The sequence below is a fragment of the Ruegeria sp. AH12 genome (assembly GCF_056541465.1).
Genome location: NZ_JBQFYL010000001.1, coordinates 578,461 through 592,177, shown reverse-complemented (window position 1 = coordinate 592,177; position 13,717 = coordinate 578,461). Strand labels below are relative to the sequence as shown.

Annotated in this window: 14 protein-coding genes; 4 read left to right on the top strand and 10 right to left on the bottom strand. The window is 59.4% G+C overall.

The features are described from left to right. Window positions 1-6 precede the first annotated feature (6 nt). Window positions 7-852, top strand: a complete 846-nt coding sequence (locus tag ACR0EL_RS02965; RefSeq protein WP_480498074.1) for a MurR/RpiR family transcriptional regulator — start codon at window positions 7-9, stop codon at window positions 850-852. Between the two features lie 45 nt (window positions 853-897). On the opposite strand, the gene ACR0EL_RS02960 is transcribed toward ACR0EL_RS02965, so the two are convergent. From ACR0EL_RS02960 to ACR0EL_RS02940, 5 genes are all read right to left on the bottom strand, one after another. Further along, window positions 898-1,689: an FAD binding domain-containing protein gene (locus tag ACR0EL_RS02960; protein WP_480498072.1), complete on the bottom strand. Its 792-nt coding sequence runs from the start codon at window positions 1,687-1,689 to the stop codon at window positions 898-900. 94 nt (window positions 1,690-1,783) lie between these two features. Further along, window positions 1,784-4,144 (bottom strand): xanthine dehydrogenase family protein molybdopterin-binding subunit, encoded by a 2,361-nt coding sequence (locus ACR0EL_RS02955; RefSeq protein ID WP_480498070.1) that lies wholly within the window; start codon window positions 4,142-4,144, stop codon window positions 1,784-1,786. Window positions 4,145-4,169: 25 nt separating this feature from the next. After that, window positions 4,170-4,655 (bottom strand): (2Fe-2S)-binding protein, encoded by a 486-nt coding sequence (locus tag ACR0EL_RS02950; protein WP_480498068.1) that lies wholly within the window; start codon window positions 4,653-4,655, stop codon window positions 4,170-4,172. Window positions 4,656-4,807: 152 nt separating this feature from the next. After that, a complete protein-coding gene (locus ACR0EL_RS02945) occupies window positions 4,808-5,809 on the bottom strand; it encodes a molybdopterin-binding protein (protein ID WP_480498066.1) in 1,002 nt (333 codons plus the stop codon). After that, the gene (locus ACR0EL_RS02940; RefSeq protein ID WP_480498064.1) at window positions 5,806-6,774 is read right to left on the bottom strand and encodes an XdhC family protein; all 969 of its coding nucleotides are present in this window, start codon (window positions 6,772-6,774) and stop codon (window positions 5,806-5,808) included. Before ACR0EL_RS02940 ends, ACR0EL_RS02945 begins: the two co-directional genes overlap by 4 nt. 170 nt (window positions 6,775-6,944) lie before the next feature. Between ACR0EL_RS02940 and ACR0EL_RS02935 the strand changes: the two genes are divergently transcribed. Then, on the top strand, window positions 6,945-7,445 hold the full coding sequence (locus ACR0EL_RS02935; protein WP_480498062.1) for a hypothetical protein: 501 nt from the start codon (window positions 6,945-6,947) through the stop codon (window positions 7,443-7,445). Between the two features lie 3 nt (window positions 7,446-7,448). Here ACR0EL_RS02935 and ACR0EL_RS02930 read toward each other — a convergent pair whose 3' ends face one another. The 3 genes from ACR0EL_RS02930 to ACR0EL_RS02920 all read right to left on the bottom strand — a co-directional run bounded on the left by ACR0EL_RS02930 (window position 7,449) and on the right by ACR0EL_RS02920 (window position 10,156). Then, window positions 7,449-8,705 carry a vWA domain-containing protein gene (locus tag ACR0EL_RS02930; RefSeq protein WP_480498060.1) on the bottom strand — a complete coding sequence of 419 codons (1,257 nt, stop codon included), beginning with the start codon at window positions 8,703-8,705 and terminating at the stop codon, window positions 7,449-7,451. Next, window positions 8,698-9,162 carry a hypothetical protein gene (locus tag ACR0EL_RS02925; protein ID WP_480498059.1) on the bottom strand — a complete coding sequence of 155 codons (465 nt, stop codon included), beginning with the start codon at window positions 9,160-9,162 and terminating at the stop codon, window positions 8,698-8,700. The genes ACR0EL_RS02930 and ACR0EL_RS02925 overlap by 8 nt, the downstream gene beginning before the upstream one ends. A gap of 85 nt (window positions 9,163-9,247) precedes the next feature. Next, on the bottom strand, window positions 9,248-10,156 hold the full coding sequence (locus ACR0EL_RS02920; protein WP_480498057.1) for an AAA family ATPase: 909 nt from the start codon (window positions 10,154-10,156) through the stop codon (window positions 9,248-9,250). Between the two features lie 121 nt (window positions 10,157-10,277). Here ACR0EL_RS02920 and pyrC point away from each other — a divergent pair, with 121 nt between their 5' ends. Beyond that, window positions 10,278-11,315 carry a dihydroorotase gene (gene pyrC / locus ACR0EL_RS02915; protein WP_480498055.1) on the top strand — a complete coding sequence of 346 codons (1,038 nt, stop codon included), beginning with the start codon at window positions 10,278-10,280 and terminating at the stop codon, window positions 11,313-11,315. On the opposite strand, the gene ACR0EL_RS02910 is transcribed toward pyrC, so the two are convergent. Next, a complete protein-coding gene (locus ACR0EL_RS02910; protein ID WP_480498053.1) occupies window positions 11,312-12,607 on the bottom strand; it encodes an MmgE/PrpD family protein in 1,296 nt (431 codons plus the stop codon). The genes pyrC and ACR0EL_RS02910 overlap by 4 nt on opposite strands. A 38-nt stretch (window positions 12,608-12,645) precedes the next feature. Next, entirely contained in the window at window positions 12,646-13,092 is a 447-nt protein-coding gene (locus ACR0EL_RS02905; protein WP_480498052.1) for a type II toxin-antitoxin system RatA family toxin, read from the bottom strand. Window positions 13,093-13,165: 73 nt separating this feature from the next. Between ACR0EL_RS02905 and hpt the strand changes: the two genes are divergently transcribed. Then, on the top strand, window positions 13,166-13,711 hold the full coding sequence (gene hpt, locus ACR0EL_RS02900; RefSeq protein ID WP_480498050.1) for a hypoxanthine phosphoribosyltransferase: 546 nt from the start codon (window positions 13,166-13,168) through the stop codon (window positions 13,709-13,711). Window positions 13,712-13,717: the final 6 nt, after the last annotated feature.

Below are 13,717 nucleotides of genomic sequence, written 5' to 3'. Positions count from 1 at the left end.
GATCACATGCCGCCACAACTGCAGGCGGCTGCGAAATACGTGATCGATCATCCCGGCGATTTCGGCCTTGATCCGATCCGCACAACGGCCCGGAAGATCGGCGTCAGTTCTAACGTTCTTGTCCGCCTTGCTCAACGGATGGGCTATGACGGCTACGACGCATTTCGCCACCCGTTTCGTCAAGCCCTGGTCACGGATGGAGAGGATCGGTTGCACCAGGATTGGTTATCGCTTCAATCGTCCGACGGGCCGTTCAGCGCGGCCCAAGCCGATTTTGCCCGCAATGAGTTGAACGTGGTCGCCCGATCCCTGCGCCTTGTAGAACCTGGACGGGTCAAGGCCGCAACAGATCTCATTCTGAACACGCAACGGTGCTTTGTCACAGCAACACGGGCCAGCTATGCCCTGGCCTATTACTTTCACTATGCAGGTCGCATGGCCCATCCCGGATTGCAGCTGGTTCCCCGGCATATGGGCTCTGCAGCAGATGATCTGCTGGATGCGGGCAGCGGCGATTGCCTGCTGGCTATTACCGTCAGGCCCTATTCAGCCGAAACCATCCGCACCATGCGCTTTGCCGCTGATAAGGGCGTCCGGATCATCCTGATTTCAGATAGTGATGTGATCGCACCGGGAGTGCGCCCCGATGTCAGCTTACAGATCAGCACACGGTCAATGCACCATTTCTCTAGCTTTTCCGGGGCGATGGCCGTTCTGGAATGCCTGCTGAGCCATCTCTTTTCTGCAGGTGGTCAAGATGCCCTTCACCGAGTCGAGGCCTATGAGAAAGCCCGTGAAGACACAGGCGCTTATTGGCAGCCGCAAAAATTGCCCAGACTACGCCGCACGTGAAAAAGCCCCGGTTTTCACCGGAGCTTTGCTGTGTCTATCGGTTTTCTACAAACAAGCTTGGACTGCGCGTTTGGTCATGACGGAGACCAGATGTGCGCGGTAGTCTTTGCTTCCGTGCAGGTCGGCGATCATGTTCATCGGGTTGACCTTCAGCCCCATCAGGGCGTCGGCGCGAAACTCGGTGTTGAGCGCGGCTTCCGCCTCGGACCAGCGGAACACGCCGTCCTCGCTGGCGCCGGTGACGGCCACCCGCACACCATCGGCAAACCGGGCCAGATAAACCCCGACCAAGGCAAAGCGCGAGGCGGGTTGCAGGAACTTCTGGTAGCTTGCCGCTTGCGGCACCGGGAATCGGACCGAGGTGATGATCTCGCCCTCATCCAGCGCAGTACTGAACATGCCTTCAAAGAAGTCATCCGCCGCAATCTGGCGCGTGTTGGTCACAACCGTCGCGCCCGACCCCAAAACACCCGCCGGATAACAGGCCGCCGGATCGTTATTGGCAACTGACCCGCCGATGGTGCCGCGATTGCGCACCGCCGGATCACCGATCTGACCCGCCAGCGCGGCCAGCGCCGGATAAGACCCCGCCGCCTCGCGCGCGACCGTGGCATGGGGCGTCGCCCCGCCAATGGTGACCGAGCCGTCATCCTCGACACAGACCCCCTGCATCTCGGCAATCCCACTCATGCTGACCAGCACGGATGGCGCCGCCAGGCGCTGCTTCAGCGTCGGGATCAGCGTCTGACCCCCACCCAGCGCCTGCGCATCCTCGGCCCCCATCGCGGCAACCGCGTCGGCAATGGTCGTGGGCTTTTCAAACTCGAAACTGTACATCTCGTCTTCCTTTCCGAAAGGCGCGGATCCGCCCTTCATCTGGCTAAAAATATCCCGGGGGTCTGGGGGCAGAGCCCCCAGCTACCCCAACCTCTCAGCTGTTCATCGCTGCCCAAACGCGCGACGGGCTCACCGGCATGTCGATGTGATCCACCGCCTTGCCGCCCGCGTTCAGCGCATCCAGCACCGCATTGACCACAGCCGGAGGCGAGCCGATCGCCCCGGCCTCACCACAGCCCTTCACCCCCAACGGGTTATGCGTGCAGGGCGTCTGGCTGGAATGATCGACGCCGTAGAAGGGCACATCATCGGCGCGCGGCATGGCGTAATCCATGAAGGACGCGCTTAGCAACTGGCCATTCTCGTCATAGGCGCAGTTCTCCAACAGAGCCTGGCCGATACCCTGACCAATACCGCCATGAACCTGGCCATCCACGATCATCGGGTTGACGATGTTGCCAAAGTCATCCGCCGCCGTGAACTTCTCGATACTGACCTGCCCGGTCTCGGGATCAACCTCGACCTCGCAGGCATAGGCCCCCGCCGGGAAGGTGAAGTTGGCCGGGTCGTAAAACGCGGTCTCCTCCAGCCCCGGCTCCACCTCCAGCGGGAAGTTATGCGGCACGTAAGCCGTCAGGGTCACATCGCCCCAAGCCACCGACTTGTCGGTGCCTGCCACGCTGAACTGACCGTCCTTCAGCTCGATATCGGCCTCGGAGGCTTCCAACAGGTGAGCGGCGATCTTCTTGGCCTTGTCGATCACCTTCTCGGTCGCCTTGACCATCGCTGAGCCACAGACCGCCAGCGAGCGCGAGCCATAGGTGCCCATGCCGAACGGGATCTTCGAAGTGTCGCCATGCACGATCTCGACCATCGACTCGTCGATACCGATCATGTCAGCCACAACCTGCGGGAAGGCGGTCTCATGCCCCTGCCCGTGGCTATGTGCGCCGACCATGACGCTGATTGAACCGGTGGCATTCACCCGCACGGTGGCCGCGTCATAAAGACCCGCTCGGGCCCCCAGCATGCCAACGATGTTCGAGGGCGCAATGCCGCACGCCTCGATATAGCAGTTGATGCCCAGACCCCGCAGCTTGCCCTTGGCCTCGCTTGCCGCACGGCGCGCGGCGAAACCTGACAGATCGGCGGCAGCCTCAAGCTTGTCCATCGTCCCGTTGTAATCCCCGGTGTCATAGGTCAGCGCCACCGGTGTGTCATAGGGGAACTGGGTGATGAAGTTCTGGCGGCGCAGGGCAATCGGGTCGACTCCCAGCTCGCGCGCGGCCTTGTCCACCACGCGTTCCAACTGGAACGTCGCCTCAGGCCGGCCCGCGCCGCGATAGGCATCCACCGGCACCGTATTGGTGAACATCGCCTTCACATTCACCTGAATGACCGGCGTCTTGTAATTGCCAGCCATCAGCGTGCCGTGCAGCCATGTGGGCACGGAACTGGAGAAAGTCGACAGATACGCCCCAAGGTTCGCGTAGGTGTTGGTGCGCAACCCGATGAAGTTATTGTCTGCATCCAGCGCCAGTTCGATTTTGCTGACATGATCCCGGCCATGGGCGTCCGACATGAACGCCTCGGACCGGCTGGAGGTCCACTTCACAGGCCGGTTGCAGGCCTTGGCGGCGAAGGTACAGAACGCCTCTTCCGCATAGTGGAAGATCTTGGTGCCAAAACCACCGCCCACATCCGGGGCCACCACGCGGACCTTGTGCTCGGGCAGGCCCAGCACAAAGGCGCACATCAGCAGGCGGATCACATGCGGGTTCTGCGAAGTGGTATAGAGCGTGTACTCATCCGTGCCACGTTTATACTCGCCCACCGCCACGCGCGGTTCCATCGGGTTGGCGACCAGGCGGTTGTTGACCAGATCCAGCGTGGTCACATGGGCCGCATTGGCGAAGACCTCGTTGACCTTGGCGTCATCCGCTTCACCCAGCTGCCAGTCATAGCAGATGTTGTTCTTCAGATCGTCATGGACCAGCGTCACGCCCTCTTGCGCGGCGGCTTTCATGTCGATCACGGCGGGCAGTTCCTCGATATCCAGATCAATCGCCTCGGCCGCGTCGCGCGCCTGTTCCAGGCTGTCGGCCACGATGGCGGCGATGGGATCGCCCACATGGCGCACCTTGCCTTGGGCCAGAATGGGATGCGCAGGCTCCTGCATGGGCGCGCCGTGCTTGTCCGTCACCTCCCAGCCGCAGGGCATGCCGCCCACGCCTTCGAAATCTTTGCCGGTAAACACCTTGACCACGCCCGGCATGGCCTCGGCCGCCGAGGTATCAAGGCTGGTGATCCGGCCATGCGCGATATCCGAGCGCAGGAAATGAACATAGGCCTGTCCGGCCACGTTGATGTCGTCGGTGTAATTGCCTGCTCCGGTCAGAAAGCGCACGTCCTCGCGCCGCTTGGAACTGGCTCCGATGCCACTGTCTTTGGGCATTGCTTGTTCTCCTCCCTGAGGCCGCTTATTCGGCGGCGATGCTGCTGACGTCCTGGCCCGAAGCGGCCATGATCGCCTTGACGATGTTGTGATAGCCCGTGCAGCGGCACAGGTTGCCCTCAAGATATTTGCGGATCTCAGCCTCGGTCGGGCGCGGATTGTCCTTCAGCAAGGCCGCCGCGCTCATCACCATACCCGGCGTACAAAAGCCGCATTGCAACCCGTGGTGATCCTGAAACGCCTGCTGGATCACGTTCAACAAGCCATCCGGGCCAGACTGGCCTTCAATCGTGCCAACCTCAGCTCCATCCGCCTCAAGGGCCAGCATGTTGCAGGACTTCACCGCCTCGCCATTCACATGCACGACACAGGCTCCGCATTGAGCCGTATCGCACCCTACATGGGTGCCGGTAAGAGACAGATGATCGCGCAGAAAGCTGGACAGCAGGGTCCGGCCTTCGACATCACCGCTAACGGATTTACCGTTCACGGTCATTGAGACCTGTGTCATGAATTCCTCCCAGTTTTGATTTTCTCCCTGTGAACAAGTTAAGCACGGGAATTATTGTTTGAGAACAAAAATTTTGTCGTATTCGACGCGCTATGCGCCGCTTAGCACTCACGATTTAGTGCGATAGCGAAACGGGTCAAAATACCGTCGCGTTACGGCTTGCGATGCGCGCGTGGTTGGGGGCGTGTCGGGATTTCCTTGAGCAATCCGCCGACCCCCATCGCGGCGATATCCGCACCAGTTGTCTCAACGCCGCAAGCCACGCGGGACAGAACCCAATCCGCCCCGTTTAAGGCAGGGGACCGCGCGCAGCCCGGTAGCCCGATTACAGGGCGCTTACCCAACGACCCCAGAAACAGCAGATTGCCGGGATCGACCGGCATCCCAAACCGATCCACCACCCCTCCGGCCTCACGAATGGCTGACGGGGCCACATCATCCACATCCGACGTTGCCGAAGCGGTCAGGATCATCAACAGGTCCCCAGGCATCTGGGCGATTGCCGTAGCGATCCGGCCGCTATCGTGAGGCACGATCTGAACGTCGCTCAGCTCCATCCCCAACAGCTCGACCCGCCCTTTTATGGCCGCGATGCCTTTTTCATTCCGTGGGCCACCAGGAATATCAGTGACGATAAGCCCTGCAGTTTTGTGGACCGGTGCAATCAATCGAACCGCGCTTAGCGCATAGTTTGCGGCACGCCGAACGTCAGCCACGGGAACCGCATAGGAGATGATCTTGATCGTTGCGACCATACCCCCATCGTTCATTTGCTGGTGCTGAGGCACGGTAGCGACGGTGATCATCGGGTTGACCCGATTGAACTGTTCCAGTGCTTCGACATCTAAGATCACAACGCCCGGACTATCAGCCAAAAGGTTCACGCGCCCGGTAAACGCTTCGGTGATCCGCAGATTGGCGGCCTCTGCATCGGGAACCAAAGCGCGCGCCAAAAGACCAGCCGCCTCATCTTCATGACAGTCTCCGGGATCCAGTTGCGCGACGGTGACTTCGGTCAACCCCGCTTGGGTCAGTTCCGCAATGTGATCATCTGAGAGCGTCAATCCCTTGCGCAGCTTGCGCCCGTTTGCTGAAACTGAATGCGCAAGGATCGCTCCCTTCGCCTGATTGACGGGCATTGGGCCAAACTTCATGCCTTGCCCCGCAGAACAGCCGTCATCTGGGCCAGGATGGCCACTGCAATCTCTGATGGATCAGACGCTCCGATATCCAGGCCGATAGGTCCATGGATCAGATCGATCTGTGCGTCGGTAAACCCGGCGGCTTGCATCCGCGCTACCCGTTTCGCGTGGGTCCGGGTCGAACCCAGCGCGCCGATGTAGAACACATTCGCCTCAAGCGCGGCTTGCAGTGCGGGATCATCCAGCTTTGGGTCATGGGTCAGCAACACGACCGCGGTACGCGTATCCAATCCCAGCTTGGCAACGGCCTCATCCGGCCAATCCGTGAGAATAGTCTCACCCGGAAAGCGGGCGTCAGATGCGAAGGCCTCACGCGGGTCGACAATTGCGGGATCATATCCGGCGATCCGGGCCATCGGCACAAGCGCCTGCGCGATGTGAACTGCGCCGACGACGATCAGCCGAAGCGGCGGATTGTGGACGGCAACAAAGGTTTTGCCATCTTCTTCGAAACCTGACCGGTCAATGCGCAAACGGTCGGGATATTTGTTGCGCCGCAGGGACCGGTGGCCGCTGTCGATATTGACTTCATAGGCCAAGGGCTCGCGCGCTGCCCGCGCGGAGACCAGTTCGGCCAGCATGGGTTCGGGCAAAACCTCGCCCACCGGCTCGACCAAAACCCGGATGGTGCCGCCGCAAGCCAGACCGACGGCAAAGGCGTCCTCGTCGCTGACACCAAACTCCAATAGGCGCGCCTCACCCTCGTCGATAGCTTCCAGTGCCTCGACAATCACAGCCCCTTCGACGCAGCCACCCGAGACAGAGCCTTCGATCCGACCATCGCCACCGATGACCAACTGCGCTCCAACGCGACGCGGCGCACTGCCCCAGGTTTCGACAACAGTTGCAAGGGCCGCGCCGCGCCCGCTGCGATACCAGTCCAGAGCCGTTTCAGGGCTGTTATCGAATCTCTGCATCAGAGCCTCCTGCGGTGTATCGGTTCAACATAGTGAACCATGATACAAAGAAAAGCGTAGGCGGGTTGTTGTGATATCAGATTGATCCTATCTCGCCCGACTTCTAGTCTGTCATCATGCTTGGAATCAAATCCGGCAGACCCCCAAAATTTCAGAACGGAGACACAGAGTTGAAACGCATTCTTACACTCGGCGCCGCAATCGGCATGTTGGCTGCAACCACAGCCTCTGCGGATACATATGAACGCTATGGCGAGGTCGAAGGCTGGAAAGTCTTCATCGATAATGAGCGTAAATCCTGCCTGATCGAAGCCATTGATAACGCTGAAAATGTGGTCCAGATGGGGCTGACCGAAGATCGCGGCGTTGGCTATGTTGGTGTGTTCACCAAAGCCAAGACAAACATCAAACGCGGCGAGAAAGAAGCCGTGGCAATCCTTCTGGGCGACAACCTGTATCTGGGCGAAGCCACAGGCATGAAGGGCAACATCACCAAAGGTTATTCCGGCGGATATGTCCTGTCCGATGACCCTCAGTTCGCGGAAGACATCGCGAAGAAACAGGTGATGATCGTGTTCCCCGAAAAGGAGTTCGCCTTCACCGTCGATCTGACCGGCACCTATAAGGCGATGGAAATGGCACGGGAGTGCAACGCAAAACAACTTGGCTAAATCCTAGCCTGAAAGCGCGGACATAAGCCGCGCTTTCTCACCCATGTCACCGGGTTCCGAGATGACGGTCGCCAAGTCTTCAAGCGAGGCAATGGAGTGACCGGCCCGAAAACTATCAACATGTGGCAACATCGCGGCCACACCCTGCGCCTTGGGCGCAAACCCATCCCAGCGCAGCAGCGGATTGAGCCAGATCAGGCGGCGCGCAGACAGGTGCAACCGTTCGGTTTCCTTGGCTAACGCTTCTGGATCACCCCGATCCAACCCGTCCGAGATCAGCAGGACGACTGCACCCTGCCCCATCACTCGGCGCGACCAGTCGCGGTTGAAGGCGTGCAGGCACTCTCCGATACGTGTGCCCCCTTCCCAATCCTGCGCCTCGGCCCCCGCAGCGGCCAAAGCGGCATCCACATCGCGTTGGTGCAGGTGGCGGGTGATATTGGTCAGCCGCGTCCCAAAGGTGAAGGCATGGACCTTTGCCCAACCCGCCCCCTTGGCATTCGAAACCGTGTGCAGGAAGTGAAGGATCAGGCGGCTATATTGGCTCATCGACCCGGAGATGTCGCAAAGCACCACCAGATTGGGCCAACGCTGTCGCTGTTTTTGCCGGGCAATTTCGTGGAGTTCACCCCCTTGTCGCATTGCTGCACGCAGGGTTCTGGCCCGATCTATCCGATGACCAACATGACTGGGCTGTCCACGGCGGCTTTCAATAGGTTTAACAGGAAGGCTGAGACGCGCCAAAAGGCGTTTGGCTTGGGCAATCTCTGCCGTGCTCATCTGTTCGAAATCCAGACTGCGAAGCCTTTCTTCGGAGGATGCGGTTTGTGACGCGTCAATATCGAGTTCGGTCTCACCCTTATCATTCGTACTTTCGGGCTGGTCGCGCTCGACCCCATCTAGCAACGCCTCTGCCGCCCGTTTTTCGGCGGCGTCCGCTTTGCGTTCCTCCTGCACCCCACGAATGGCAGGCAGCATCATGGACATCATATGCTCCAGATATCGCGGGTCGCGCCAGTAGAGGCGAAAGACCTGAGCAAAAACGGTGCGATGTTCGGGCCGGTTCACAAAGCAGGCGTGCAGGGTCCAATAGAAATCCTGCCTTTGGGTAAAACCGGCAGCCTGCACCGCCCGGATCGCATCCACCACCCGCCCCGTCCCAATCGGCAATCCCGCTTTGCGTAAGGCCCGTGCGAAATGCGTGATGTTCTGAGCCAGCTTCGGGTCTTCGGGGATATCCAACGGGAGTTGCTCAGCCACGCGACGCCTCCAGGTGCTGGACAATGAACGCCGCCGCAGCCTCCGCCGTCATATCTGTTACATCCAAAACCACCGCTGTGTCGGGAATGAGCAGCTTTTCTGAGTTTCGAATACTTGCAAGGATGTGAGGATCAGTCAGTTTGGCCCCACCAACACGTGTCGGATCCATCAGCCTTCTTTGGTTCTCTTGAACGGTGGCATCCAAGACAAATAGATGCAAAGGCGCTTTGCGATCTTTCGCAAAATCAAGCGTTGGTTGAAACAAGGGAACCGCCGCAGGTTCATCCGCTAACGCATCTGTAAAAACAATGGCTATGTCCTTGGGCAAATTCTTGGCACGGTCGAGTATGAGTTTGCGAACCTCCTCACGCATTTCAATACTCTCGAGCGTGTTGCGCGCGTAGAGAGCGCGCGAGGCGTCTAGCATCAAATGATTGTGGATCAGACGTCCGCCCAAAGTCTCGGCCACGATCCGACCGATTGTCATTTTGCCAACACCTGGCCAGCCACCGATATGAATAACGGGAGCGACGGGCATTGAATCAGACCGGTTCCAAATCCGCTTTGGCCTCATCCAGAATGCGTTTCGCTTCCGAACCCTGCAGCTTCTGGATGTCATCCTGGTATTTCAAGATCGCGCCCAGCGTGTCGCCGATCACCTCGGGGCTGAGGTTGATGACGTCCAGCGCCAACAGGCATTTAGCCCAGTCGATGGTCTCTGCCACGCCGGGTTTCTTGAACAGGTCTTCGGTGCGAAGACGCTGAACAAAGGCCACAACCTCGCGACTAAGGGCCTCAGCGGCTTCGGGCGCGCGGGCGTGCAGAATTTCAATCTCACGATTGAAATCAGGGTAGTCGACCCAGTGATACAGGCAACGCCGTTTCAGGGCGTCATGCACTTCGCGGGTGCGGTTCGAGGTCACGATGACGATGGGCGGTTCGGGTGCCTTGACGGTGCCGAGTTCGGGGATGGTGACCTGAAAATCGCTGAGCGCTTCGAGAAGGAAGGCCTCGAACGGCTCGTCGGTGCGATCCAGTTCGTCGATCAGCAAAACCGGCGCACCGTATTCATCGGGCCTCATCGCTTGCAACAACGGGCGCTCGATCAGGAAATCATCCGAGAACAGTTCTGTTTGCAATGCGTTTCGATCTGCACCCCCGGAAGCCTCGGCCGTGCGGATCGCCACCATCTGGGCCGGGAAATTCCATTCATAGACAGCGGAAGAGGCATCCAGTCCTTCGTAGCACTGCAGACGGATCAGGCGGCGGTTCAATCCGGCGGCCAACGCCTTGGCGATCTCGGTCTTGCCAACCCCAGCTTCGCCTTCCAGAAACAGAGGCCGACCCAGTTTCAGCGATAAGAACACCACGGTCGCCAGAGCCCGTCCGCAGACATAACCCTGCTCTCCCAACGTTTTCTGAACCGCATCAATCGACTGCATCTTTGACATGGCATCCCTCCGTCCGACCAAAAGGTCACGCTGGGCGCCGGTCGTCAACCCGGCCCGATATGGTCCCTTAGTCGCATTCCAGGCTCTTTCACAGCGGCCCGCGCTATGTTAGCGGGGCGTCATGACCGAAAGCATCACGATCCGCCGCCCCGACGATTGGCATTTGCATCTGCGCGATGGCGCGATGCTGAAGGCCGTCCTGCCCGAAACCGCACGCCATTTTGGACGTGCGATCATTATGCCCAACCTAGTGCCCCCGGTTGTGACCGGTGCGCTGGCTGCCGCGTATCGGGATCGTATTCTGGCTGCGCTGCCAGAAGGCATGCATTTTGAGCCGCTGATGACTCTGTATCTGACCGAGGATACCGACTCGAGCGATCTGGCTGCGGCCCATGCCAGCGGATTGGTCAAGGCTGTGAAGCTTTATCCGGCCGGGGCCACGACTAATTCAGCCTCGGGCGTGCGAGATTTTGACAAGGTTCGCCCGGTGCTTGAGAAAATGGCCGAGATTGGTCTGCCCCTATGTGTGCATGGTGAGGTCACAGACGCCGAGATCGACATCTTCGACCGTGAGGCGGTGTTCATCGACCGCGTTCTTGACCCGATCCGCAAGGCCACACCGGGCCTGCGTGTGGTGATGGAGCACATCACGACCCGCGATGGCGTTCAGTATGTTGCCGCCAATGAGGCCGATCTGGGTGCGACGATTACGGCGCATCACCTGATCATCAACCGCAATCACATTCTGGTAGGCGGGATCAAACCGCACTACTACTGCCTTCCGGTTGCCAAGCGCGAAGAACATCGGCTCGAGTTGCTGAAAGCTGCGACATCGGGTGACCCACGTTATTTCCTGGGCACGGACAGTGCGCCGCATACGGATGACAACAAGGAAATGGCCTGTGGTTGCGCCGGGTGTTTCACCGCAACTAACACGATGTCACTGGTGGCTGAAATGTTCGACCGTGAAGGGGCCATGGACAAGTTGGAAGGGTTCGTCTCGCTGAATGGACCCGCGTTCTATGGCCTTCCGGTGAACGAAGATACCATCACGTTGGCCAAAGGCGACCCGGTCGAATATCCCGACAAGATCGAAACCGAAGACGGCCCCGTTACGGTTTTTGATCCCGGCTTCCCTCTGCACTGGCGTGTGGTCTAACCCGCCAGTTTTGCCGCAAGATCGCGGGCGCGACCTCCGGTGCGCAGCATCGACCAGATCGCGTCCGCCTCATCCGTGCCAATCAGTTTCGAGGCTTTGGCGCGCACACGATCCTCTCGATCCGGCAGAGATATCGGGGTCATCAGGTCATGTGTTGCCTCAAGCCGAGCCCCATCGCGGCGCAGCAGGGCCAGTTGGGCTTGCGTCTCAGACAAAGCCTCGTCTGCTTCGACCACGATACGATCCTGCAGCGATTTGACACGCGCGTCTGCACAGACTTTCTGAGAGTAGCTTCCGAGCAAGGCGGTATCATAGCCAAGGGCCTGCATGGCGATCACGGCACGGTACGAGAACTTGGCTTCGAGCCCTGTGGTGGGTGACATCTGGTTGCAGACGCTCATCCAGCGCGGATGCGTTTTGACCTTGATCTCAGCGACTTCGGGTTCGGCGATATCCAGATCACGTGCCGCTTCAAGCGCCGCATGCAATCCATGACAACAGGCGTGGAACTTGTGGCTAACGGATTCGAACAGCCATTCATCTCCGAGACCGTCCAGCGCTGCGGCGTCATCGGCAGCCCCTTGATGGGTGGCGCCAAAACCAAACGGGCCCTCCATAGCGTTCTCGTTAGGCTCAAACCCTTTGTGAATCAGAAGCGCAGCCTCGACGCCCGCAGCAGAGGCCATCCCAGCGTTATAGGGTTTGCCCATTGTCCCGAATTGCGCCTTCAGACCCGCCGCGCGGGTCGCCGTCAGGCCCAGCACCTGCCGCATCTGACCCGCGCTGAACCCCAGAATGCGCCCGACCGCAACCGCTGCCCCAAAGGCCCCTGCTGTGGCCGTTTGATGAAACCCGTTCTGATAGTGACCACGGCCCAGCCACAGCCCGATACGGATTGATGTCTCCATCCCAACCAAAGCCGCCTCCAGAAGATCGACCAGGATACGATCATCCCACTCTGACACGGCCAACGCCGCGGGTAGGACAGCGACCGAAGGATGGCCGATATGGGCAAAATGGGTGTCGTCATAATCCAACGCATGGGACACTGTACCATTGACCAAAGCCGCAGTACGTAAGGGCGCGGCGCCTCCACCGAACAGATGCGCCTGCGCTGCACCATTCTCGTCCATCGCCATGTCGCGGACAATCGTCGAAACGGGCTCGTTAATACCGGCCCGGCCAACAGCGACCCAATCCAGAACAGAAAGCGATGTGACGATGCGCGCCTGGGCGGTTGTCGTGATCGGGCCTGCGGCAAATGCCGCCAGTGTTGAGGTGAAATCTGACATGAGGCGCAGTCTAGCGTGCGCCAAGCGCGGGTAAAGCCTTAGCTGTAAAGCGCGGCGGCGCGCGCCTCGAACGCACGCACGATGCGCTGCATGGCTTCGTTAAATACAACGCCGATAATGCCTTGCAGGATGGCGTTCTTGAACTCGAAATCCACGTGGAATGAGATGTTGCACCCACCTTCAGGCGCGTCCTCGAACTGCCAATCGGATTTCATGTATTTGAACGGGCCATCCAGATACTCGGTATCGATTTTCTTCTGATCCGGATACAGGGTCACCCGGCTGCCAAATCGTTCGCGGAACACCTTGAACGAGATGACCAGATCAGCCTCCATCACTTCAGCCTCGCCCACCGCATAGGTTTTGCGAATACGGGCTGCCGCGCACCAGGGCAGAAACTGCGGATACTGGGCGACATCCGCGACCAGATCATACATCTGTTGGGCGGTGTATGGCAGGTGGCGGGTTTCCGAGTGGATAGGCATGGCATTCAGGCATTTACAGGTGACAATGGCGCGTCATGTCGTATGTTGCGCGCCAAAGATCAAGGGGGCAGCGATGAGCGACCGCGCATATGTGATAGATGAGATGATCTCGGCCAAGGCCATCGCGGCGCGGATCGAGGAGTTATGTCGCGAAATCACCGAAGAGTTTGGCGATACCGACAAGCTGGTCGTGGTCGGCCTGTTGCGCGGTAGTTTCGTTTTCATCGCCGATCTGGTGCGTGAGCTGGACCTGCCGATCGAAGTGGATTTCCTTGAGGCCTCGTCTTACGGCGATTCGATGGAGAGCAGCCGGGAAGTCCGTATTCTCAAAGACTTGCGCGGCGCAATTGAAGGGCGCGATGTACTGGTTGTCGAAGATATCGTTGACACCGGCCATACGCTGAACCACGTCACAAACCTGCTGCGCAGCCGCGAGCCAAATCGCCTGAAATCCATTGCTCTTCTGGACAAACCCAGCCGGCGAGAGGTCGATTTCCGCTCGGACTGGATCGGGTTTGAAATCCCGGATGAGTTTGTCGTGGGCTACGGCATCGACTACGCGCAGCGCAATCGCAACCTCCCCTTTATCGGCAAGGTCAGGTTCACCCAAGACGGGTAAGCAGCG

What these genes read in the sequence shown, in the direction of transcription:
- ACR0EL_RS02910 (WP_480498053.1), bottom strand. Translation starts at nt 12,607, where the DNA reads ATGTCAGATTTCACCTCAACACTGGCGGCATTTGCCGCAGGCCCGATC.
- ACR0EL_RS02945 (WP_480498066.1), bottom strand. Translation starts at nt 5,809, where the DNA reads ATGAAGTTTGGCCCAATGCCCGTCAATCAGGCGAAGGGAGCGATCCTT.
- ACR0EL_RS02905 (WP_480498052.1), bottom strand. Translation starts at nt 13,092, where the DNA reads ATGCCTATCCACTCGGAAACCCGCCACCTGCCATACACCGCCCAACAG.
- ACR0EL_RS02920 (WP_480498057.1), bottom strand. Translation starts at nt 10,156, where the DNA reads ATGTCAAAGATGCAGTCGATTGATGCGGTTCAGAAAACGTTGGGAGAG.
- ACR0EL_RS02955 (WP_480498070.1), bottom strand. Translation starts at nt 4,144, where the DNA reads ATGCCCAAAGACAGTGGCATCGGAGCCAGTTCCAAGCGGCGCGAGGAC.
- ACR0EL_RS02965 (WP_480498074.1), top strand. Translation starts at nt 7, where the DNA reads ATGCCGCCACAACTGCAGGCGGCTGCGAAATACGTGATCGATCATCCC.
- hpt (WP_480498050.1), top strand. Translation starts at nt 13,166, where the DNA reads ATGAGCGACCGCGCATATGTGATAGATGAGATGATCTCGGCCAAGGCC.
- pyrC (WP_480498055.1), top strand. Translation starts at nt 10,278, where the DNA reads ATGACCGAAAGCATCACGATCCGCCGCCCCGACGATTGGCATTTGCAT.
- ACR0EL_RS02960 (WP_480498072.1), bottom strand. Translation starts at nt 1,689, where the DNA reads ATGTACAGTTTCGAGTTTGAAAAGCCCACGACCATTGCCGACGCGGTT.
- ACR0EL_RS02940 (WP_480498064.1), bottom strand. Translation starts at nt 6,774, where the DNA reads ATGCAGAGATTCGATAACAGCCCTGAAACGGCTCTGGACTGGTATCGC.
- ACR0EL_RS02950 (WP_480498068.1), bottom strand. Translation starts at nt 4,655, where the DNA reads ATGACACAGGTCTCAATGACCGTGAACGGTAAATCCGTTAGCGGTGAT.